At 38.2% G+C, this 22,890-nt stretch carries 15 protein-coding genes; 13 read left to right on the forward strand and 2 right to left on the reverse strand.

Annotated features, from left to right (window positions below; genetic code table 11):
- The first annotated feature begins 5 nt into the window (after nt 1-5).
- Together QUH73_RS08795 and yidC are read left to right on the forward strand one after the other, a co-directional pair.
- Nucleotides 6-1,610 carry a CTP synthase gene (locus tag QUH73_RS08795; protein WP_289530068.1) on the forward strand — a complete coding sequence of 535 codons (1,605 nt, stop codon included), beginning with the start codon at nt 6-8 and terminating at the stop codon, nt 1,608-1,610.
- Nucleotides 1,611-1,703: 93 nt separating this feature from the next.
- On the forward strand, nt 1,704-3,557 hold the full coding sequence (yidC, locus tag QUH73_RS08800; RefSeq protein ID WP_289530069.1) for a membrane protein insertase YidC: 1,854 nt from the start codon (nt 1,704-1,706) through the stop codon (nt 3,555-3,557).
- Between the two features lie 881 nt (nt 3,558-4,438).
- Here the strand turns inward: yidC and QUH73_RS08805 are convergent.
- A complete protein-coding gene (locus QUH73_RS08805; RefSeq protein ID WP_289530070.1) occupies nt 4,439-4,810 on the reverse strand; it encodes an endonuclease domain-containing protein in 372 nt (123 codons plus the stop codon).
- Nucleotides 4,811-5,917: 1,107 nt separating this feature from the next.
- Here QUH73_RS08805 and QUH73_RS08810 point away from each other — a divergent pair.
- The 3 genes from QUH73_RS08810 to QUH73_RS08820 all read left to right on the forward strand — a co-directional run bounded on the left by QUH73_RS08810 (nt 5,918) and on the right by QUH73_RS08820 (nt 8,678).
- Nucleotides 5,918-7,567, forward strand: coding sequence for a patatin-like phospholipase family protein (locus QUH73_RS08810; RefSeq protein ID WP_289530071.1), 1,650 nt, complete (start codon nt 5,918-5,920; stop codon nt 7,565-7,567).
- 114 nt (nt 7,568-7,681) lie between these two features.
- Nucleotides 7,682-8,407, forward strand: a complete 726-nt coding sequence (locus QUH73_RS08815) for a hypothetical protein (RefSeq protein ID WP_289530072.1) — start codon at nt 7,682-7,684, stop codon at nt 8,405-8,407.
- On the forward strand, nt 8,394-8,678 hold the full coding sequence (locus QUH73_RS08820; RefSeq protein ID WP_289530073.1) for a hypothetical protein: 285 nt from the start codon (nt 8,394-8,396) through the stop codon (nt 8,676-8,678). Before QUH73_RS08815 ends, QUH73_RS08820 begins: the two co-directional genes overlap by 14 nt.
- A 587-nt stretch (nt 8,679-9,265) precedes the next feature.
- Here QUH73_RS08820 and QUH73_RS08825 read toward each other — a convergent pair.
- Entirely contained in the window at nt 9,266-10,036 is a 771-nt protein-coding gene (locus tag QUH73_RS08825) for a hypothetical protein (protein WP_289530074.1), read from the reverse strand.
- A 584-nt stretch (nt 10,037-10,620) separates the two neighbouring features.
- On the opposite strand from QUH73_RS08825, the gene QUH73_RS08830 reads away from it, so the two are divergent.
- From QUH73_RS08830 to QUH73_RS08865, 8 genes are all read left to right on the forward strand, one after another.
- Nucleotides 10,621-11,406 carry an ion transporter gene (locus QUH73_RS08830; protein ID WP_289530075.1) on the forward strand — a complete coding sequence of 262 codons (786 nt, stop codon included), beginning with the start codon at nt 10,621-10,623 and terminating at the stop codon, nt 11,404-11,406.
- The gene (locus QUH73_RS08835; protein WP_289530076.1) at nt 11,396-13,249 is read left to right on the forward strand and encodes a hypothetical protein; all 1,854 of its coding nucleotides are present in this window, start codon (nt 11,396-11,398) and stop codon (nt 13,247-13,249) included. The genes QUH73_RS08830 and QUH73_RS08835 overlap by 11 nt, the downstream gene beginning before the upstream one ends.
- A gap of 898 nt (nt 13,250-14,147) precedes the next feature.
- Nucleotides 14,148-16,418 (forward strand): NADP-dependent malic enzyme, encoded by a 2,271-nt coding sequence (locus QUH73_RS08840; protein ID WP_289530077.1) that lies wholly within the window; start codon nt 14,148-14,150, stop codon nt 16,416-16,418.
- A 699-nt stretch (nt 16,419-17,117) separates the two neighbouring features.
- Nucleotides 17,118-17,645, forward strand: coding sequence for a UpxY family transcription antiterminator (locus QUH73_RS08845; protein WP_289530078.1), 528 nt, complete (start codon nt 17,118-17,120; stop codon nt 17,643-17,645).
- Between the two features lie 17 nt (nt 17,646-17,662).
- Nucleotides 17,663-18,937 carry a UDP-N-acetyl-D-mannosamine dehydrogenase gene (gene wecC / locus QUH73_RS08850; RefSeq protein WP_289530079.1) on the forward strand — a complete coding sequence of 425 codons (1,275 nt, stop codon included), beginning with the start codon at nt 17,663-17,665 and terminating at the stop codon, nt 18,935-18,937.
- A gap of 94 nt (nt 18,938-19,031) precedes the next feature.
- Nucleotides 19,032-20,267, forward strand: a complete 1,236-nt coding sequence (wecB, locus tag QUH73_RS08855) for a non-hydrolyzing UDP-N-acetylglucosamine 2-epimerase (protein ID WP_289530080.1) — start codon at nt 19,032-19,034, stop codon at nt 20,265-20,267.
- Nucleotides 20,268-20,278: 11 nt separating this feature from the next.
- Nucleotides 20,279-21,739, forward strand: a complete 1,461-nt coding sequence (locus QUH73_RS08860) for an MOP flippase family protein (RefSeq protein WP_289530081.1) — start codon at nt 20,279-20,281, stop codon at nt 21,737-21,739.
- Nucleotides 21,718-22,887, forward strand: a complete 1,170-nt coding sequence (locus QUH73_RS08865; protein WP_289530082.1) for a DegT/DnrJ/EryC1/StrS family aminotransferase — start codon at nt 21,718-21,720, stop codon at nt 22,885-22,887. The genes QUH73_RS08860 and QUH73_RS08865 overlap by 22 nt, the downstream gene beginning before the upstream one ends.
- Nucleotides 22,888-22,890: the final 3 nt, after the last annotated feature.

The raw sequence follows: 22,890 nt of genomic DNA on the forward strand, positions 1-22,890 counted from the left end.
AGCAAGTGTCAACAACCAAATACATCTTCGTTACAGGTGGGGTAACCTCCTCATTAGGAAAAGGAATAATAGCATCATCATTGGCTAAATTGTTACAGGCCAGAGGTTATTCTGTTACCAATCAGAAACTGGATCCTTATTTAAATGTAGACCCGGGTACATTAAATCCTTACGAGCATGGAGAATGTTTTGTAACCGATGATGGGGCTGAAACCGATTTGGATTTGGGACATTACGAGCGTTTTACCAACATTCCTACCTCTCAGGCTAATAATGTTACAACAGGTAGAATTTATCGTAACGTTATTAATAAGGAAAGAAAAGGAGATTTTTTAGGAAAGACAGTTCAAATCATTCCTCATATTACCGACGAAATTAAGAGAAACATCAAAATGCTTGGTTCCAAGCATAAATTTGATGTAGTAATTACTGAAATTGGTGGTACTGTTGGAGATATTGAATCTTTACCATATATCGAAGCTGTTCGTCAGTTAAAATGGGAGTTGGGGCGCGATGCTATTGTAATTCACTTAACATTGGTACCATACCTTGCTGCTTCGGGCGAACTAAAAACCAAACCTACTCAGCATTCTGTAAAATCATTGTTGGAAACTGGAGTACAGCCGGAAGTTTTGGTGTTACGTACAGAACACGAATTGCCTACTGATGTTCGTAGAAAGGTAGCATTGTTTTGTAATGTTGAACCAAATGCAGTTATTCAGTCGATTGATGTGAAAACAATTTACGAGGTTCCTTTGAAAATGAGAGAGGAAAAACTCGATGTAATTGTTTGCGAAAAGCTTGGTTTGGATTTAAGAAAAGAGCCTAAATTAATTGAATGGACTAAATTTCTGAATCGTTTACAAAACCCAAAATCAGAAGTTAAAATTGGTTTGGTAGGAAAATACGTTGAGTTACATGATGCATATAAATCAATTGCAGAGTCGTTTTTACATGCGGGTTCGGTAAACGAATGCAAAGTAAATATTCAGTGGATTCATTCCGAAAAATTGACTGATAAAAATTATCAGGAAGAACTGAAAGACCTAAAAGGAATTTTAGTTGCTCCGGGTTTTGGTCATAGAGGTATAGAAGGAAAGATTTTGGCCACTAAATATGCCCGCGAAAACAATATTCCCTTCCTTGGAATTTGTTTAGGCATGCAGGTTTCGGTAATTGAATTTGCCCGTAACGTATTAAAGTTGGAAGATGCTGATTCCTTAGAGATGAATCCTAAATCTCCTTATCCGGTAATCGACCTTATGGAAGAACAGAAAAACGTAACTGAAAAAGGCGGAACGATGCGTTTGGGTGCTTACGATTGTATTTTGAAAGATGGTTCGAAAGCATTAAAAGCATACGGACAAAAGGAAATATCAGAACGTCATCGTCACCGTTACGAATTTAACAATGAGTATTTAGAGCAATACGAAGCAGCCGGAATGAAAGCGACTGGAATGAATCCTGATACAGGATTGGTTGAAGTTGTTGAGTTGGAAGGACACAAATGGTTCGTTGGGGTACAATTTCACCCGGAATACAAGAGTACTGTTATCAAGCCACATCCTTTATTCGTAGAGTTTGTGAAAGTGGCAATGGAGGAAAAATAAGAGCATCATTAATGTTAAGAACCTTCCAGGAGGTGTTTTAAGCAGCATAAGTACTTGTTACTTTTAAGAACATAAGATTTAAAAAAATATAAAATGGATAGAAATTCGATTTTTGGCTTGTTGATCATCGGAGCGATTTTGATTGGGTATACTTACCTGACAAAGCCATCTGAAGAGGAAATCAAGGCCATAAACACCAGAGACTCAATTGCGCGGGTTGATCGCTTGCACAATGAAGAGATCGAAGCAGCCAGACTGGAAGGCTTAAAGACTCAATATGCTGAAGTAAAAGAGGACACTGTTGCAACGAAAGAAACCTATGGTGCTTTTTCAGGTGCGGTAAATCAGAAGGAAGAATTCATTACTCTTGAGAATAAATTGGTAAAGCTAACTCTGAATACCAGAGGGGGACGAATTCAGAATGTTCAGTTGAAGGAATTCCAAACTCACGATTCTTTGCCATTGTTATTATGGGCTGAGAAAAACAGCAAGTTTGGATTAACCTTCTATTCCGAAAACAAGCCGATGAGTACTCAGGACTTGTTTTTTGTTGAAGCAAATGGTGCCACTTCTGTAAATGCGGCTACCTCGGAAAAAGGGGTTAGTATGAGATTGATGGTTGGAGATGATAAGTACATTGAGTATAAATATACTTTGGCTTCCGATTCTTACATGGTTGATTTTACTGTGAATCTGGTAGGAATGCAGGATGTGATTTCACGCAATTCAAATTTCGTTACTTTCAATTGGCAGGAAGATATCCCAAGACAGGAAAAAGGACGCAAGTTCGAAAACCAATACACAGCTTTGTACTACAAATTTTTCGAAGATGAAGTTGATAATTTGTCTATTACAGGGGATAAAGAAGAAGATTTAGCTACAAAAGTAAAGTGGATTGGATTTAAGCAACAGTTTTTCTCATCTGTTTTAATTGCTGATGACGCTTTTAAAGGAGTGAAGTTGAAATCTGTTGATATGGATGAAAATTCTCCAATTTTAAAGAATTTCTCTGCCGAAATTTCATTGCCATATGAAGGAACACAATTGGAAACACATCCAATGAAATTCTATTTTGGCCCCAATAAATTCAATACTTTACGTGAGTACGGTAAGAATTTAGATGGTCATGATATCCAATTGCATAAGCTGATTAATTTAGGCTGGTCGATATTTGGATGGATAAACAGGTATTTCGTGATTCCAATCTTTAACTTTTTGGAAGGATTTATTAGTAATTACGGAATCATTATCCTGATTTTAACCATCATCATTAAGTTGCTTTTGGCTCCATTGACTTACAAGTCGTACATGTCTACAGCAAAAATGAAGGTGTTGAAACCTCAGATTGATGCGATTAATGAGAAAATTCCGAAAGATAAAGCAATGGAACGCCAGCAGGCAACCATGGCTTTGTATAAAAAAGCAGGAGTAAACCCAATGGGGGGATGTTTGCCAATGTTGGTACAGTTCCCATTCCTGATTGCCTTGTTCCGCTTTTTCCCTGCATCATTCGAATTGCGTCAGCAAAGTTTTCTTTGGGCAAAGGATTTGTCATCATACGATTCTATCTTAACATTGCCTTGGAATATTCCTTGGTATGGCGATCACGTAAGTTTGTTCTGTTTGTTGATGGCAGGTACCAACTTAGTGTACACCAGTATGAACGGACAAATGCAATCCTCGAATCAGATGCCGGGTATGAAATACATGATGTATTTAATGCCGGTAATGTTCTTAGGATGGTTCAATAACTACGCATCAGGTCTTTCTTACTACTACTTTATTGCAACTTTATTTACTGTTCTTCAAACCATAGCCATTCGTAAATTTATGGTTGATGACGATAAAGTATTGGCCATGTTGGAAGCAAATAAGAAAAAGCCGGTTAAGAAATCGAAATTCCAACAACGTTTGGAAGAAGCCGCAAAACAAAGAGGCAAAAAATAAGATCATATAACATTGATATATAGAAAGAGCTCCAGTATTGGAGCTCTTTTTTTTTGTTTTGCAGTTCCCTCTCCTTCAGGAGAGGGCTAGGGTGAGGTGCTTTAATCTGGAAGGTTTGGTGCGGTATTTTATTTGGAAAAGCTTCGATTTTGAAAATGAAATACTTTTCTGGTTTAAGACCTCATCCCTCGGTTCATTCTCTTAATTGTGTATTTACAGTTCCCTCTCCTGAAGGAGAGGGCTAGGGAGAGGTGCTTTAATCTGGAAGGTTAGGGTGCGGTATTTTATTTGGAAAGGCTTCGATTTTGAAAATGAAATACTTTTCTGGTTTAAGACCTCATCCCCCAGCCCCTTCTCCTAAAGTAGAAGGGGAGCATTCCCCTGATTGCGCATGTGCAATTCCCTCTCCTGAAGGAGAGGGCTAGGGTGAGGTGTTTTAATCTGGAAGGTTAGGGTGAGGTATTTTATTTGGAAGGTTTGGTGTGTGGTTTTTTATTTGGAAAGGCTTCGATTTTGAAAATGAAATACTTTTCTGGTTTAAGACCTTATCCCTCGGTTCATTCTCTTAATTGTGTGTTTACAGTTCCCTCTCCTTCAGGAGAGGGCTAGGGAGAGGTATTTTAATCTGGAAGGTTAGGGAGAGGTATTTTATTTGGAAAAGCTTCGATTTTGAAAATGAAATACTTTTCTGGTTTAAGACCTCATCCCTCGGTTCATTCTCTTAATTGTGTGTTTACAGTTCCCTCTCCTTCAGGAGAGGGCTAGGGAGAGGTGTTTTAATCTGGAAGGTTTGGTGTGGTGTTTTATTTGGAAAAGGGAGAGGTCTTGTAATAAGTAGAGGATTTGATTGAGGTGTTTCAGAGAAATTAAGAAGACTCTTGCTAACAGAACGTTTTTATTTTTGCCAAAACTGTATTCATTGAATTCATTACCTCTTCATTTGCAAACCGAATAACTTTTACTCCTAAATATCCTAATTCTGCTGTTCTTCCTTGATCATATTCTTTGTTCTCTTCAGAATCGTGAATATTACCATCAAGCTCTATTACCAGTTTTATTTCATGGCAATAAAAATCAGCAATGAAGATGTTGATAGGATGTTGCCTTCTGAATTTTAAACCATTTATTTTTCTATTTCTGATTTCCGACCAAAGTAGTTTCTCAGATTCAGTCATGTTTCTTCTCAATTCTTTTGCCCGACGATGAATTTCGGGGGAAGCGTCATAAAATAAGCATTCTTTGTAATCTACCATTTCATAAAATTTAGGATTGTGTAATTTAATGATTATTGTTCATAAGACCTCATCCCTCGGTTCATTCTCTTAATTGTGTGTTTACAGTTCCCTCTCCTTCAGGAGAGGGTTAGGGAGAGGTATTTTGATCTGGAAGGTTTGGTGTGTGGTTTTTTATTTGGAAAAGCTTCGATTTTGAAAATGAAATACTTTTCTGGTTTAAGACCTCATCCCTCGGTTCATTCTCTTAATTGTGGGTTTACAGTTCCCTCTCCTTCAGGAGAGGGCTAGGGAGAGGTATTTTAATCTGGAAGGTTAGGGTGCGGTATTTTATTTGGAAAAGCTTCGATTTTGAAAATGAAATACTTTTCTGGTTTAAGACCTCATCTCTCGGTGCACTTTCCTGATTACGTATATCAGTTCCCTCTCCTTCAGGAGAGGGTTAGGGAGAGGTGCTTTAATCTGGATAGGCTAGGGTGGTGCTTTAGTCTGGAAAGCTTGGTGTGAGGTGTGTTATTCAATAAATAAACGATAGAATACAGGAAGTTTAAGTTGAATATAAAAAACGCTTTAATCGAAGATTGTTTATTTGTTATGATTTTAAAATGTGTCAGGTTGCGGTCCCCTAAGTAAACCGTGGTGATGTAGATTCGTTGAATATAAATCATTAAAAAAAAATGTAAAATATGATTAGCTGGTATTCGATAGTGAATTCACTATTTACAGGTAAGTATCTCGTTATTTGAGATGAAATGATTTATTCTGTAAATAAACACGATAGTTAATGCTGATTGTTATTTGTTTGTATCGTTAGATAGGAGATGTGGTTATTAAGAGTCAGTCATCTTTTTTTAAGTGAGGAGGAATAAGAATTATTTTTTTTGGTTGTATTAAATATGATTAACTTAAGTATTGCTAAAAATGAATCACCTTAGACTGGTTTGAGCAATATCTTTAAAGCGAAACTAATTTGAATGAGAACCGGGATAAATGGTGTTGTATGGATCACTTGATTGCGTTCATAGCCTATTTTACAAACGGGAAAACTGAATACAGCCAAATGTTGTCCCCTGATTATTTGTGAAACACGAAACAAACTATATCTGTTAAAATCAAAAACAAACAAGCATGGAAACTAAATTTGAAGCTTTTGAAAGTATTGGACTTTGCTTTAGTGGTGGAGGATACCGGGCCACGTTTTTTTCATTGGGAGTAATATCTTATTTAAATAAAATAGAATTTAAGAAAAAGCCGCTCCTTAGCAATGTTGAGGCCATTAGTTCGGTTAGTGGCGGCACGTTGCTGGCAGTGGCTTATGCAAAAGCAGTTCAGGATTCCAATTTCAAATTCGATTCTTTTTACGACAGCTTTTATTCAACATTTACTCCCGGGGCAGACCGGCTGCTCGAAAATGCCATTTCAAAATTGGAGGATAATTCAGTCTGGAAGAACTGTTCGTACAAGAAAAGATCATTAATCAATGCCTTCGCGCTTGCCTATTCCGATCTTGATATATTCAAGGGGAAATTTGAAATGTTTAAAAATATGACCTCTTTAAATTTAAAGCATGTATGTTTTAATGCTACTGATTTCTCTTTCGGATTGGCCTTTCGGTTTCAAAGTACCGGAAAGTTTGGAAACAATCCATTGAATTGTGCTGAGCTAAATAAGATGAACGGAAAGATTGACCTTGCAGATATTGTAGCGTCATCATCATGTTTTCCGATAGGTTTTGAACCATTACTATTTCCTGATGATTACTTTAAAGACAGGACTGATTTAGACTATAAAGCTTTAAAAAGGCTGGGCATATTTGCCAAAGGTGTTGGTATCATGGATGGAGGAATCGTCGATAATCAAGGGATTGGCAGCATGATGAACATCAATAAATCCATGGAAAGGAAACGTGATAAATCATTGGATTTAATTATTGTGAACGATGTGGGGAGTTATAAAATGGTTCCCTGGCTGGGCGATTCTTCTACCGATTCTTCCCAGGTAACAGTTCAGAAAATGGTGCTGAAATGGCTAAACTACTTCCGGTTTCACTGGGCATATTGGGCAACTCTGTTGGCAGGTATTGTTTTGATGCTGATTAATTCTTTGGAATTGATTAAGGGGAGAGCCTGGCCATCCATCTATGTGTTAGGGGGAGTAGTAACAGGTATCGGTTTTTGTTTATCCTTAATCGGTTTTGCGGCAGGGCATCTAAAGAGTGATGTGCTGAAAAAAGTGATGTCGCTATTCGCGAAAAATGTTCCGGAGGAGTTGTTGGACGAAGTGATGTCTTTTCAGAGATTGGATATTGATTTGGTGAAAAGAATGCTGATTGAAAGAGCTACATCGGGGGTTAAAATGGTAAGTGATGTTTTCCTGAAACAAATCAGACGGTTAAATTACAATTTGATTTACTCCAAAGAGGAATTGAAAAATAAAATCATCACATCTACAGTGTATAAACTGAATGGCAAAGAAACATTGTACAAAAACAATTTTAAGCACAAGATACAAATCACCCAGCCTGGAAAGCAGCTGAAGCAGGTTGCATTAATAGCCTCGGAAGCTCCAACATCATTGTGGTGGGATAAAGAGGATGTCTCTACCGACAGAATGGATTCTCTCATAGCATGCGGTCAGTTTACCACTTGCTACAACCTGATGAATTATATTTTGGAGCTGAAGGAGAGTGATATCTCTTCGAAAGAAATAGATGACATGTACAAGCTGCTCGAAAAAGATTGGAAAGAATTTAATAAGAATCCATTGTTTATGGTGTAGCAATTTATCACCCGCTTAAATGGCAGATGCGATTTAATGAAAGTCAAAAATTCACGAAAGGTATCCGCCCGCAATTATCAAATTAAATAGTTTCAAAACAAACAAACCCAAATGATGAGAGTGAAAAATATAGGAGTACTGGCAGTATTGTTTCTGTTTACCGCCTGTGCCTCAATTCCAAAAGAGACAGTACTATTATCTCAAACCCTCGGCAGCGATCTGCAGATATTGCATCAATCGCACAACAATATTACAGATCTCTATTTCAAAAAAATTGAAAATGATATTAATTCTTTTGTTGATGATGTTTATGTTCCTTTTGTAATTCATTATGCATTAAAAAGTCAGTTGCAGGATTACAAGGACGGAAAACCATGTTTATACAGTGTAATTGAGCTGGCAGGAAAACAAGAAGGAGAAGAAGAATCGAAAGCTGCAATTAATGATATGCAGGAATTTCTTGAAGCGGCTCAAAATCAGATATCCGGTAAAAGAAATGAATTGTTGCTGCCAATAAAACAGCAGCATTCCGAAATTACCAAATCAATCAATCAGTCGTACGAAAATGCGCTTACTGCCAATCATACCATTACAGCTTACCTGCAGTCGTTGCGAAAATTAAAAGGAACACAGCAGGAAGCACTTTCAATGATTGGTTTGGAGGGGGCAGACAGTCTGCTTACAAATTCATTGGTGAAAGTTTCGGAACAGGTTGAGAAGGCTGTTGAAGCGGGGAAAAAAATCGATGCCCAAAGCGATGATGCCTACAAACAAATCCAGAAAATAACGAATCAGATAAAAGAGATAACCAATAAAAAACAAAGCAATGGCGAAAAATAAATTTGATGATTTATTTGCTGAAGCTGATGCAGCTTTTACCGGCAAATACCAACAGGAATTAAATGAATTAAAAGGATTATCGAAAGAAGAAATTGATGCTCTTGTACCTAAAACCACCGATTCACAAATATATTTGGATCTTATAAATGTGGTTGATCAAGCATCGAAAGACAATCTGTCACAAGCCCAATTAATCCATAACATTAAAGAATTGGGAGATGTTGCGGTTAAAATTGCAAAGAAAATACCACAGTTCGCCGCTTTACTGTAGCCTGTTAACAGGCCGGTGAGTAACGGCTTTGCATCCCGACGGCGGTTCTGTTTGAATGGATTTCACCCTGTCCATCGTCCCGAAAACTTTCGGGATTCCCTTAAAAAAGGGAGAACAGAACCAGGCCGTTATTGCGAAGCCGAAGCATAAGGCAGTGGCAATCCCTTTCAAATTGGGTGAATCCCCGTTTGAATAAGACCTTGTCAGTGATTTCACATCTTCACGATGGTTTTACCTGCTCCGAAATTGTTTTTGTAATTTTACCACCGCCAGAGCATTTAGGCACTCACGCGCTTTTGCGTGGCAGTTATAATAGCTCCCGTTCTTTTCCAAGACAATCAGAGGCGGCTCCAAGACAGAAGGTTCCTTCGCCAAGACAATCAGAAGATGCTCCAAGACACAGTGAGCTTTACTCCAAGACAAGATGCAGAAGCTCCAAGACACAGGGAAGGGCTTCCAAGACATACATCAGAACCTCCAAGACAGAAAATCAGATATTGCTTTTGGTTTGCAGGATGCAATTTCCCTGTGGCCATGCATAAAAAAGGGAACCTCCCGATTCCCTTCTGCAATTCTCATCATCCAATTCAACTGATAGTCTCTTCGGGGATGTCAGCGGCTGCATTTTCTTTGTTTTTTCGGTACTCCGATTTTTTGTTGCGAAGATATTTGCTGGTATAAAGCTGAGCATGATCTTCATCTTTTCGGAAAACAAATTTCCCGTAATCTTTCAATTCATCAGCATATCGTTTTACCAAAGTGTACGACTTGTCGCGTATCACTTTCTTCTCATCATCAACATAAAAAGAGCCATTCACTTCGGCCAGTATAGCGCCCATTCGTTCCGATTCGCTCAAGGCTTTGCTGCACTGCGTCATTTCATAACCAATTGCCGTTAAAAGTTCGGCATGATTATTACCCAGTCTGCCCAGTTTCGCCAGATCCATCACCGAATCGGAATTCGAATCGCCTTCATTAATTTCATCCAAAATTTGGATTAAATCGTTATGGTTTCGGAAGGCAAACCTCATGTTATCATATAAATCACGAATCAGATCATGCATGGCCGGTGCATTTTCCTGCCATTTTTTTAGAGCTTCGGCTTTGCTTGTAGCCTCTGTTGCCCATATCGATAAAGCAACAGTTAAAGCGCCCGTTAAAATTTCCAGTTTTTCCAGTTTTTCGGACTGATAGCCAACAGAAATCAGTTGTGGCAGGTCTTGCTTTGCCACATGAATAATCGATTTAATTTCTGCGATATACATCCCAACAGGCATGCTGCAATGTTTAATCTCTTCATTTTTTACAGAAGCTTGTATTTCCTCCAGGCTGCTGTCGTAATTTTCTTGTTCCGACATGTTTTTTCGGTTTAAGGGTAAATAAAATAATAATTTTTTTACTGATGTTTTGTTCTGTTCGGTGCTAAACCCGAAGGGTTTTTTGATAAAACAGCTTTGAAAGTAGAAAATTTAAGTTAAACGTAAAAACGCTTTGTGCAGAAAACCACACAATTATTATGATCCTGAAAAGTGTCAACTTGCGGCACCCTCAGTAAACAGTAGGGATGCAGGCATATTGAATATAAAATGTTAAAAAACGTGAAAAATATGATTAATGGGTTTTCGGTGCGAATTCTTTGTGCTCGTGATTAGTGGCCTGTTCCTTCTGATTAAGAGATTTATTTTATCAACGAAAGTAATAATTGCTTGTGTGCTTGCTTTGCTGCGCCGGTAAAACAGGATGCTTTGCAGTTGGGAACAACTTGTCTTCTTTTAATTGAAAATGAATAAGGCGGTGAGCTTTTGATGTGTTTTAAATATGATTACTTTAGGGGTTGCGAAGAAATATTAGATGTATAGAACTATACTGAATGAGAAGAAATAAATAAAATTAAACTTAGGCCAATTTTATTGTAAAAATAAAGTTGGAAGCACTATAAAAAATGATTAGAAAGCTATTTTTAAACGATAAATTTATTCTAGGTCTGATTCTGATAAATGCTATTATCCTTTTTATAGGTGGTTATTCATCTTCAGATCAACAAAATTTAGTTTTATCTATCACAGATAACTTTATAACAATACTTTTTATTTTAGAATTATTCATCAAATTCAAAGAATTTGGGATAAATGGATATTTTAATTCAAATTGGAATCGGGTTGATTTTATCTTGATTTCACTTTCTGTTCCAGCTCTAATTTCATTTCTACTTCAGATTAATATTTTTGATGTTAGTTTTCTTTTAGTATTCAGGATATTAAGAGTTTTTAAAGCTTTTCGTTTTTTCAAATTCATACCTGATGTAGATCAATTAGTTTCGGGTGTACAACGAGCATTAAAAGCATCTGTTTTTGTTCTTTTAGGTTTTGTTATTTACATTTTCATCATTGGTATCTTATCATTTTATCTATTTCAAAATAGTGGAACAGATTATTTTAGCGATCCAACGGTTTCTCTTTATTCAACATTCAAGATTTTCACAGTTGAAGGTTGGTTTGAAATACCAGAATTAATTGCCAGGAACTACCCAAAATCAGTTTCGTTTTTTATTTACCTCTATTTCATTTTTGTTGTAATAACTGGAGGTATTATAGGTCTTTCTCTTGTTAATTCAATTTTTGTTGATGCAATGGTAAGTGATAATAACGATAGTATTGAAAAGAAAATAGATGGACTAAATATAAAGATGACCGAAATATTAAAAAAACTCGAAGATAATGAAACTTGAAAAAATTTTAGAAAACGTTAATTCTTTAGAGAAGAACTCATTTTTGAAAATTATTGACAATATTAAATCAGGTAGTCCTAAAAATAGTAAGGAAATCGACAAAATCCTTTCGGATATTAGCTACGATTTAAAAAATGCAGATAGTATAAATCTTGCTAAAGTGTTTAATTTAATTGAAAATGAGTTTGCAGAGACAGTAAATGCCGAATTTGTCAATACAACGTCCCAATTAGACATACTTATTGATATCATAATTAAAGATGGAAACGGTATTTTAAGACAAGACTGGTTTGCTCACTTATATGAAATTGAGATTGCTAAAATTAAAAAAAGAACTCAAATTTTAAAATCTCAATTAGAATCAGATAAATCTGAAATTGATGATAAACGAAAACGGGATTACAACATATATAAAGCGTGTGTTGCAACGGCCTATAACAATGATGCGGAAAATAATAGAGATTTAAAAATAACAAATGATGAACTTTCTATTTTGGTGACATTGACTCATCAATTGGAATTATCTCAGGAAGAAGTTAAGCTGATAAATTATTTAATTATTCCTCCTCAAAAAGTAGCAATTGATAATGTAATAACATTTCTTAAAAATATTGGATTGATCTTCTTTTCAAAAAAGAATAATTTGGTTTATGTTGCGGATGAAGTTGTGAGAGTTCTTCGTAAAATTAGGAAAAAGGAAATTGCTGATAAGTATTTTCGTCGTGTCTTAAAAACATTTAAGGAACCACAAATTAATTTTATATGTCGCAAACACAATATAGATATTAAAGAATCTGATTACGAGTTAAAGATCAAACAAATTATAAATGAAGGTATTTCATTTTCAAATTTACTAGGGAATGAGCTATATAAGGATAACACTAGTTTAACTGATAAAAAGAAATTTTTAAGCGAGATTTGGGATAATGGATTGAAAATAGATTTGCCATTAAAAGGAGTAACTGTTGAAGAAAAGATTCAGAATATAATTTCTTATTTTGAGGAACTTGAAAAAGAAGACAAGGTTGGTATTTCAATTGAAGGTTATGAGAAATTACTTGTTGATCTGGATGTTACTCTAAAGACATTTAAACAATTGGTATTAAAGGAATTTGAAATGCATGAGGATACTGTAATCAACAGTAGTACGTTATTGGATTACAATATAAAACCAAGGGATATTCTTGATATACTTCCAATTGATGAAATTAAAGCATTTATTGCTACACATAATTTAAAATCCAGAGGAGACCTAATAATAAACATTTTGGACGCATATATGGATGCTGAAAATTTAATGATTGAAAATTATGAATCGATTGGTTCTCGGGATTTAACTGTTTTAAAGGAGAATGGAATATTTATAAAAGAAAGTGAATTAGGATTAAAATTTGAAGACATCACTAAAACTATTTTCGAGAAGTTGGGATTTAATGTTGATGAAAATTTAAAAAAGACGATAAATACCGCAAAAAATAAAATTGATATTATCCTTAATTTAGGGGGTAATGATGTCATTGTTGTTGAGTGCAAAACAGTAAAGGAGAGTGGATACAATAAATTTAGTTCGGTTTCAAGACAGATTAAATCTTATGTGGATTTGGCTAATAGTAGCGGATTGAATGTCGTTAAGTCTCTTTTAGTAGCTCCTGACTTTAGCGATGATTTTGTGAATGATTGTGATCTTCAGTTTGATATCAATTTGTCTTTAATTACTGCCAGTTCACTAGTAAATATTTTAGAAGGATTTAAGAATTCCAGACATCCGCAATTTCCATTTCAGCTATTAATGAAAGATGTTTTGATTAAAGAAGAGCGTATTTTAAAAGCGATAAGCAAATAAGCTTTAATTACTCAGGTTCATTAGGTTTTCAACTTAGGAATAGTTTCAATTAATCTGATATGATTTTATGGATTTACCTGTTTGATAAAAGAATCTCCTCCCACCCGAGGAGATTTTTTTATGCCTTCATCTGAGAATATCCGCCATCATTCAAACTGTCATTGCGAAGCCGAAGCATGAGGCTGTGGCAATCTCAGCCAAATTGAGCGAATACCCCTTTTGAATAGTATCCTGTCAGCGGTTCCAACCCCTGACGGTGGTTCTGCAGTTCCCTATCCTGTAGGAAAGGGTGAGGTATTTCGAAAATGCCAAACAGAGATTTTTTGATTTCCGAATGAATATTTTCTGGTTTAACACCTCATTCCCCAGCCCTTTCTCCTAAAGTAGAAGGGGGGCATTCTCCTGATTGCGCATTTTCAGTTCCCTCTCCTGTAGGAAAGGGTGAGGTATTTCGAAAATACCAAACAGAGATTTTTTGATTTCCGAATGAATATTTTCTGGTTTAACACCTCATCCCCCAGCCCCTTCTCCTAAAGTAGAAGGGGGGGCATTCTCCTGATTGCGTATTTTCAGTTCCCTCTCCTCCAGGAGAGGGTTAGGGAGAGGTATTTTGATCTGGACGGTTTGGTTGTGGTTTTTAAACCGGATAGGTTAGGGAGAGGTGTTTTGTAAAAGGACCAGTTGAGGTTTTATATTTTGTAAAGAGTAGGGAGAGGTGTTTTGTTTTTCCCTATTTAGCTTTCTTCTAAGTAAATTTTGGCGGAAATTATAGGGTGTAAAACTCTGGTGTATAAGTCAGTGAAGTTGGGTATATTGCAATAAGTTCCGCAAAGGCTTCCGTCTTTTAGCCCTCTTCTCATACGCAATAAACAATCTCATTTCCTAAATCAAATTAGCAATGGCTAAATTTACCAAAGAAGATGCGCTTAGTTATCACGAAGGCACACGCCCCGGAAAAATTGAAGTAGTACCTACCAAACCCCATTCCACCCAATTGGATTTATCGCTGGCCTACACGCCGGGTGTAGCCGTACCCTGTTTGGCTATTGAGAAGAACCCTGAGGATGTGTACAAGTACACCGCAAAAGGAAATTTGGTAGCGGTAATCTCGAACGGAACGGCCGTTTTGGGCCTGGGCGATATTGGTCCTGAGGCCGGCAAGCCGGTAATGGAGGGAAAGGGATTGCTGTTCAAGGTTTTTGCCGATATCGATGTGTTCGATATTGAGGTAGATACCAAAGATGTGGATGAGTTTGTGAAGATTGTGAAGGGAATTGCCCCCACCTTTGGCGGTATTAATTTGGAAGACATAAAAGCACCGGAGTGTTTCGAGATTGAAGACCGGCTAAAAAAGGAATTGACAATTCCCGTAATGCACGACGATCAGCACGGAACGGCCATTATTTCGGCCGCAGGCTTGCTGAATGCAGCCGAAATTCAGAACAAAAAATTGGGTGATATTCAACTGGTGGTAAACGGAGCCGGAGCCGCTGCAGTGGCCTGCACACGCCTGTATATTTCGTTGGGCATAAAAAAAGAGAACATTGTGATGGTCGACAGCAAGGGTGCCATTCACGAGTCGCGCAGCGATTTAAGTGTTATTAAAAAGGAATTTGCTACCCGTAAAAATGTTCGCACACTAAAGGAAGCCTTAGTAGGGGCAGATATGTTTTTGGGCTTATCGGTAGCCGATGTGCTTACGCCCGAAATGATTATGTCGATGGCCGCCAGGCCGATTGTTTTCGCCATGGCCAATCCAAATCCCGAAATTGATTACGATTTGGCCATGGAAACCCGTAAGGATTTAATTATGGCTACCGGCCGGTCCGATCATCCCAACCAGGTAAACAACGTGCTGGGTTTCCCGTTCATTTTTCGCGGCGCACTGGATGTAAAAGCAACGGCCATTAACGAGGCCATGAAGATTGCTGCCGTGCGGGCTTTGGCCGATTTGGCAAAAGAGGATGTACCCGATATGGTAAATATCGCTTACGGAAAATTGAATTTAAATTTTGGTGTTGATTACATCATCCCGAAACCTCTCGATCCGCGTTTACTAACCGTTGTTGCTCCGGCAGTTGCCAAAGCGGCAATGGATTCGGGCATAGCGCACGCTCCCATTACCAATTGGGAGGCTTATAAACTGCAATTGGAAGAGCGTTTGGGCCGCGACAATAAACTAATGAGGGCTTTAACCGATAAAGCCAGGCGGAATCCGAAACGGGTGGTATTTGCCGAGGGAACTAATTTTAAGGTTCTGAAAGCAGCTCAAACGGTATTGCACGAAGGCATTGCTCAGCCTATTTTACTGGGGAATACGGAATACATCGAAAAATTAATTCAGGAAAATGATCTGGATTTGGGAAATGCACCGATTATTAATTGGCGGGGAGCAGAGGAAAGAACCCGAAGAGAGGAATATGCAAAGGTATTGTTTCATAAACGCAGCCGAAAGGGCTTAACCTATTCGGAGGCTCTCGATAAAATGACCAATCGCAATTATTTTGGTGCGATGATGGTTGAAATGGGAGAGGCGGATGCTTTTATCAGCGGATCGACTTCGAAATATTCTGATGCCATTCGACCCGCAATTCAAACCGTTGGTATTAAACCCGAAATCAATCACATTGCCGGCATGTATTTAATGATGACCAAGAAGGGGCCCATCTTTTTCTCTGACACAACGGTGAATCCCCGGCCCGAGGCACAAACTTTGGTCGATACTACCTTACTAACTGCCGAAGCGGTTCGCAAATTCAATATCGAACCGGTAATTGCATTGGTTTCCTACTCCAATTTTGGATCGATACGTGAGGGAAGTCCGGTGAGGGTGCAGGAGGCTGTAAAGATTCTGCATCGCGATCATCCAGATCTTATTGCGGATGGTGATATTCAGATGAATTTTGCGTTGAATAACGAACTTAGAACCAAAATGTTTCCGTTCTCGAAGTTGGGGAACCGGAAAGTAAATACGATTATTTTCCCCAATTTGAGCAGTGGCAATATTGCTTACAAAATAATGCAGGAGCTGGGGGGAGCAGAAGCAATCGGGCCGATTTTACTGGGAATGAATAAATCAATTCACATTGTTCCCCTGGAAAGTTCGGTTCGCGAATTGGTGAATTTGGTTACTATTGCTGTGGTGGATGCGCAGGACAGTAACAAGTGACAAGTACTTCAAGTAAAAAGGAACAAGTAACTAGTACTGCAAGGAACAAAATGCAAAATAAGTGCGAAGCTTCAGTTGAATATTTTAGGATTTTCGGCTGAAGCTTTTTCCATTAATCGATTCATTTATTGGATGAATGATCGACAAATAACTTTTTTTTTCTTTATTCAATCCATGCATGGAAGCGACTGAAATCGCTTTGTTTAAGATTACCAATACAGGATTCTATCGGGATGCGAAAACTGGATATTAAAATAAACTAAACAAAGCAGATTTGTTTAGTTTTTCTTATCTATTGGATATCAGGTAAAAAGATGCGTTAGTCAGTTAATAGCCTCCCCTTACCAAAATTGTTTAGATTCTTTCTAAGTAAAGATCCTCCAAATTTGTTCATTAGTAAAAAACTCCCGACATTTTATTTGCCGTTCAGAGAGTATATTGAATGGTATTAAAGAAAAAAAGCAGTCTGATTCTCTTTGATGAACAAAATCATTGCTTTTCGAAAGTTTTACTTTTCGATGAATTATTAGATGTAAAAAGATAACGGTACAACATCTTTCTGTGACCGAGGAAGCGAAGCTGTGCCATATTCGATAGAAAACCGCTCCTCCACGAGAGTAGATACATATAGTCTTCAACCAACTATCATCTATTTTCCTGCAGATCTGATATTCACTTGTCAACCTTAACTCAACCAACATGCAAGCCATCAAAAGGCCCTACTTTTGGCATGCGATCTATACCCGATCGCGGGCTGAAAAGAGACTTTATCAAGAATTGTGCTCGAAAAATATCGAGTGCTATCTTCCTTTACAAAAAGAGCTTCGACAATGGAGTGATCGTACGAAATGGGTGGAAGAACCCCTTTTGCGGTCCTATTTATTTGTGAAAGTCAGCGAAAGAGAATACTACAATGTAATTAACTCCGGTTTTGCAGTTAGGTATGTAACTTTCGGTGGCAAAGCTGTGTCTATACCCGAACAACAAATTGAAGCACTTCGACTTTTTTTAGAAGATAAAAACCGCAAGGTCGATCTTTGTTCTGATCATCTGGAAAAAGGAGAGTTAGTTGAAGTTGTTGCAGGTCCTCTAAAAGGCATTCAAGGCGAAATCTCACAAATAAAAGGGAAGAATCGGATTGTTATCCGCTTCGATTCTTTGGGAACTTGTGTTTATACAGACATCAGTCTGGATACCATTAAACAAGTTCAACCAGTTATGCACTAAAAATTCCGATGAATCTTATGAATAAAATGGAAATAGTTACCACAATAGGTATGGGGTATATTGGCCTGCCTACGGCTGCTCTTATTGCAAACAGCGGTATGAGAGTTCATGGAGTGGATGTAAATCCGAAGGTAGTTGAAGCCGTGAACGATGGCCGGATTATTATTGTTGAGCCCGATTTGGATGATTTGGTAAAAAGAGTGGTGGAGGATGGTTATTTAAGCGCTCACCTGCAACCCGTTGAAGCCGATGTGTATACTGTTGCCGTACCCACTCCTTTTAAAGGAAATCATGAACCGGACATTTCCTATGTGCTTGCTGCAAGCAATGCTGTTATTCCTTTACTGAAGGCGGGGGATTTGTTCATAATTGAATCAACATCTCCGGTAGGAACAACCGGCAAGGTAAGAGATTTGATTTATTCAAAACGTCCGGATCTGGAAGGAACAATTTTTATTGCTTATTGTCCGGAACGGGTACTGCCCGGCAATATTATTTATGAATTGGAACACAACGACCGGGTAATTGGTGGTATTAATGAAGAATCGACGGAACGGGCCTGCGAATTCTTTCAAAAATTTGTGATCGGAGAATTGCACCGGACCAATTCAAAAACTGCTGAAATGTGCAAATTGGTTGAGAATTCATCCCGCGATGTACAAATTGCTTTTGCCAACGAGCTTTCAATTATTTGCGATAAGGCAGGTATTGATGTTTGGGAGTTGATTGAATTGGCAAACAGGCATCCACGGGTAACTATTTTAACTCCCGGCTGCGGAGTAGGAGGACACTGCATTGCTGTTGATCCTTACTTTATTGTTTCGGAGTATCCCTTGGAAAGTCAGATCATTGGAAAAGCCAGAGAAATAAACAATTACAAGGCTTTTTGGTGTGTTGAGAAAATTAAGAATGCCAGTCTGCAATTTCAGCTGAAACATGGATACGAACCAAAAATTGCCTTAATGGGAATGGCATTCAAGCCAAATATTGATGATTTGCGTGAATCGCCTGCCAAATATATTGCGCAAAAAGTAATTGGATCTGAGCAGAATGGAATCCTGCTTGTTGAACCAAATATTGATTCACATCCTGAATATGAACTCTCCGATTATAAAAATGCTTTTGATGCAGCCGATATGGTAGTTTATTTGGTTGCACACAATGAATTTTATTCGCTGCCCAAAACAAAGGGCAAGTTGATTTTGGATTTTTGCGGCGTAACCAACAAGCAAACTGAAGATTGTGAAGCTGTACCTGCAGCAGTAGTTGTAAAAGCTTCGAAGCATCAGTAAACAGTAACTACATACTAGTTGCTGCTAACCAATGTACCGCTCATCAGCAACCACATTTTTAGGAGCGGAACAGTAAAAAAATATTCACTTTTAAATGAACCGAATTATGAACGGGAATGGAAAATACAGGGTGCTATTGGTTTTTGGAACCCGCCCCGAAGCCATAAAAATGGCACCGCTAGTAAAAGAATTTCAGAAGTATCCCGATGATTTTGAGACGATTGTTTGCGTAACCGGGCAACATCGCGAAATGCTCGATCAGGTTTTGGATTTGTTTGATATTCAACCCGATTACGATCTTGAAATCATGAAGTCCGGTCAGGATTTATACGATATTACCAGTAGGGTGCTTATTGGAATGCGTGATGTGCTGAAAGAAGCCAGTCCCGATTTGGTATTGGTTCACGGAGATACATCCACTTCCTCAACAACGGCTTTGGCGGCGTACTATCAGCAAATAGCGGTTGGGCATGTCGAAGCAGGTCTGCGAACCAATAATTTGTATTCGCCGTGGCCCGAAGAGGGCAATCGTCAAATTACCGGAAGGTTGGCACAATGGCATTTTGCACCTACCCTTATGGCTCAAAAAAACCTGATGGATGAAGGAATCAGCAAAAACAGAATTGTTGTTACCGGCAATACCGTTATCGATGCTTTGCAGTTGACCCTCACCAAAATTCACCGTTCGTCGCGGGTGGTAATGGATATTATTAATGTGCTGCAGGCCAAAGGAATTCCTACCAGTTTAGTGGCCGACTGGGTATACCGTGCGCGAAAAATGGTTTTGATAACCGGACATCGCCGGGAAAATTTCGGGAGAGGATTTTTAAATATCTGCGAATCAATTAAAACTTTAGCCGGGAAATATCCTGATGTTGATTTTGTGTATCCGGTTCATTTGAATCCGAATGTGCAGAAACCGGTTTACGATATTTTGGGTAAAAATCCGGTGAACGGAGGAGTCGGTGCGAAAAACATCTTCCTGATTGATCCGATTGACTATTTGCCGTTTGTTTACATGATGGATCTTTCTTACCTGATTTTAACCGATTCGGGAGGAATACAGGAAGAAGCGCCGTTTTTGGGAAAACCGGTTTTGGTGATGAGAGATACAACGGAGCGTCCTGAGGCCTTGTCGGCCGGAACGGTAAAATTGGTTGGTACGGACTCTTCTCGAATTATTGAAGCGGTGGAAATGCTTTTCGAGGAGGATGCCATTTACCGAAAAATGTCAACCGCCAGTAATCCTTACGGCGATGGACATGCTTGCATAAGAATAGTAGAGGAATTGAAAAAAGCGATTGCGGTTCGGGAAAGAATTGTTGCTTAATTACATTATAAATGTCCGAATTAAAGAGTCAAACCATTAAAGGTGTATTCTGGAGTTTTCTCGAAAAATTCGGAAGCCAGTTCATTCTCCTGATTTCTCAGATTGTACTTGCCAGACTGCTGGAGCCGGAAGATTTTGGCTTGATAGGGATGCTGGCCATCTTTATCGGGGTTTCCCAGGCCTTTATCGATAGTGGATTCGATAATGCACTTATCCAGAAAAAGGATGTGAATCAGACCGATTATTCAACGGTTTTTTATTTTAACATCGCAATAGGTTTTGTACTCTACTTTCTGCTATTTGCCGCTGCTCCTTATATCGCTGACTTTTTTCATCAGCCTTTGCTGATAGATTTAACGCGGGTTGTTTGTGTTGTTTTAGCAGTCAATTCATTTGGCTTAATTCATTTGGTGAAGTTTAAAATCGAAATGAATTTTAAGTCCATTGCTCAGGTGGTGGTCATTGCCAACTTTTTATCGGCTTTTGTAGGAATAGGAATGGCTTTGTTTGGTTATGGAGTTTGGGCTTTGGCGGGTCAAATTATCGGCATCTATTTTTTTAGAACTGTTTTGTTTTGGATGAAGAGTTCGTGGCGGCCCTCATTTATTTTTTCCATTCAATCTTTTAAGCAACTGTTTCGTTTTGGTTCTAAACTGCTGCTGTCCGGCATTATCAGTCAAACTTTCGAGAACATTTACTTAATGGTAATCGGACGAATGTTTTCAGCATCAGCTTTGGGTTTTTACACGCAGGCAAAAAAACTGCAGCAGGTTCCGGTTACTACATTGGCACAGGTGGTGGGAAATGTAACCTTTCCGGCTTTTTCGAAAATTCAGGACGATAACGAAAAGTTGAAACAAGGATTTAGAAAACTGATTAAACTTTTGGTCTTTATTAATTTCCCTCTGATGCTGGGATTGGCTGTGGTAGCCAAACCACTTCTGGTTTTAATTCTAGGCGCAAAATGGCTGCCGGCAGTACCTTACTTTCAGTTGTTGTGTATCGCCGGAATGATCTACACTTTGCACGCTTCTAATTTGAATATTTTAAAGGTAAAAGGCCGGTCTGATTTATTCTTGTACCTCGAAATCGTTAAAAAATCGATTGTGATACTTGCAATTGTTATTGGATTGAATTGGGGAATAATGGGTTTGGTAATCGGCCAGATCTGCACCTCTTTCATTAGCTTTTTCATCAATGCTTTTTTTACGGGAAAATTGATTGCCTATACCATACCGAATCAACTTAAAGACATTAGTCAAACCTTTTTAATCAGTCTTTTAATGGTTGCTTTTATGATGACAGGTTGGTTGATCGATAATGAAATTCTTTCTCTCTCTTACCAGATACTTATAGGTATCGGATCTTATTTACTGTTGGCAATAGCAACAAAACAAGAAGCTTTGACCGATGGATTGCTGATTTTAAAAGAAGTAATACCCCTAAGAAGATGGAAAAACATAAAATATTAGTTACCCGGCCGCAATTGCCGCCATTAAAGGAATTTATCCCTTTGTTAGAGGATATTTGGGACAGCAGGTGGTTGACAAATAATGGCAAATACCATCAGGAATTTGAAAAACAATTGGCCGTTTTTCTAGGAGTACCTTACGTATCCTTATTTTCGAACGGAACGCTGGCCTTAATGGCTGCGCTGCAGTGTCTGAAAATAAAAGGGGAAGTAATTACTACGCCATTCAGTTTTGTAGCCACCACCCACTCTTTATGGTGGAATGGAATAAAACCTGTTTTTGTTGATATTGAAGCTGATTACTGCAATTTGGATCCTAAATTAATTGAGGCGGCTATTACACCTGAGACCACGGCTATATTGCCTGTTCACGTATACGGAAATCCATGCGATGTTGATGAGATTCAAAATCTGGCCGACCGATATGGCTTGCGGGTAATTTATGATGCCGCTCATGCTTTTGGTGTGAAATACAAAGGTTCCAGTGTTCTGAATTACGGCGATTTATCCATTCTCAGTTTTCACGCAACCAAAGTTTTCAACACCATCGAAGGCGGTGCCATCATTTGTCATGATTTGAAAACAAAGAAGCGAATTGATTATTTGAAAAATTTTGGCATTGCTGATGAAACAACCGTTGTTGCGCCTGGCATTAATGCTAAAATGAACGAATTGCAGGCCGCTTACGGAATTCTGCAATTGAAATATTTCGATTCGGCAATTGACGGCAGACAGCACATTACTGAAAAATACCGCGAAGGGTTGAAAGATATTGAAGGGGTACGTTACCTCGAAAATCCGGTGGATGTTGACTACAACTATTCCTATTTTCCTGTTTTTATTGACGAATCGGAGTTTGGCAGATCGAGAGATGATGTATATGAAGAATTGAAAAAGCACAACATTTACGGACGTCGGTATTTTTACCCGTTAATCAGTGAATTCTCAACATACCGGGGATTGCCGTCAGCAAAAGGTTTGGATATTGCTTACGAGATATCACGACAGGTAATTTGTCTTCCCTTGTATCCTGATTTAGCCGATGAAGTGGTTGATACGGTTGTGTCTGTTCTTAAAGGAATGGCACGGGTTGAGAGAAAAGAAATTCCTGTGAAGATATGGAGTCAAATTAAAAGAAAAATAGAGTAGAGC

Origin of the sequence: Labilibaculum sp. K2S (assembly GCF_030372765.1) — a bacterium.
In the GTDB taxonomy this organism is placed as follows: Bacteria; Bacteroidota; Bacteroidia; order Bacteroidales; family Marinifilaceae; genus Labilibaculum.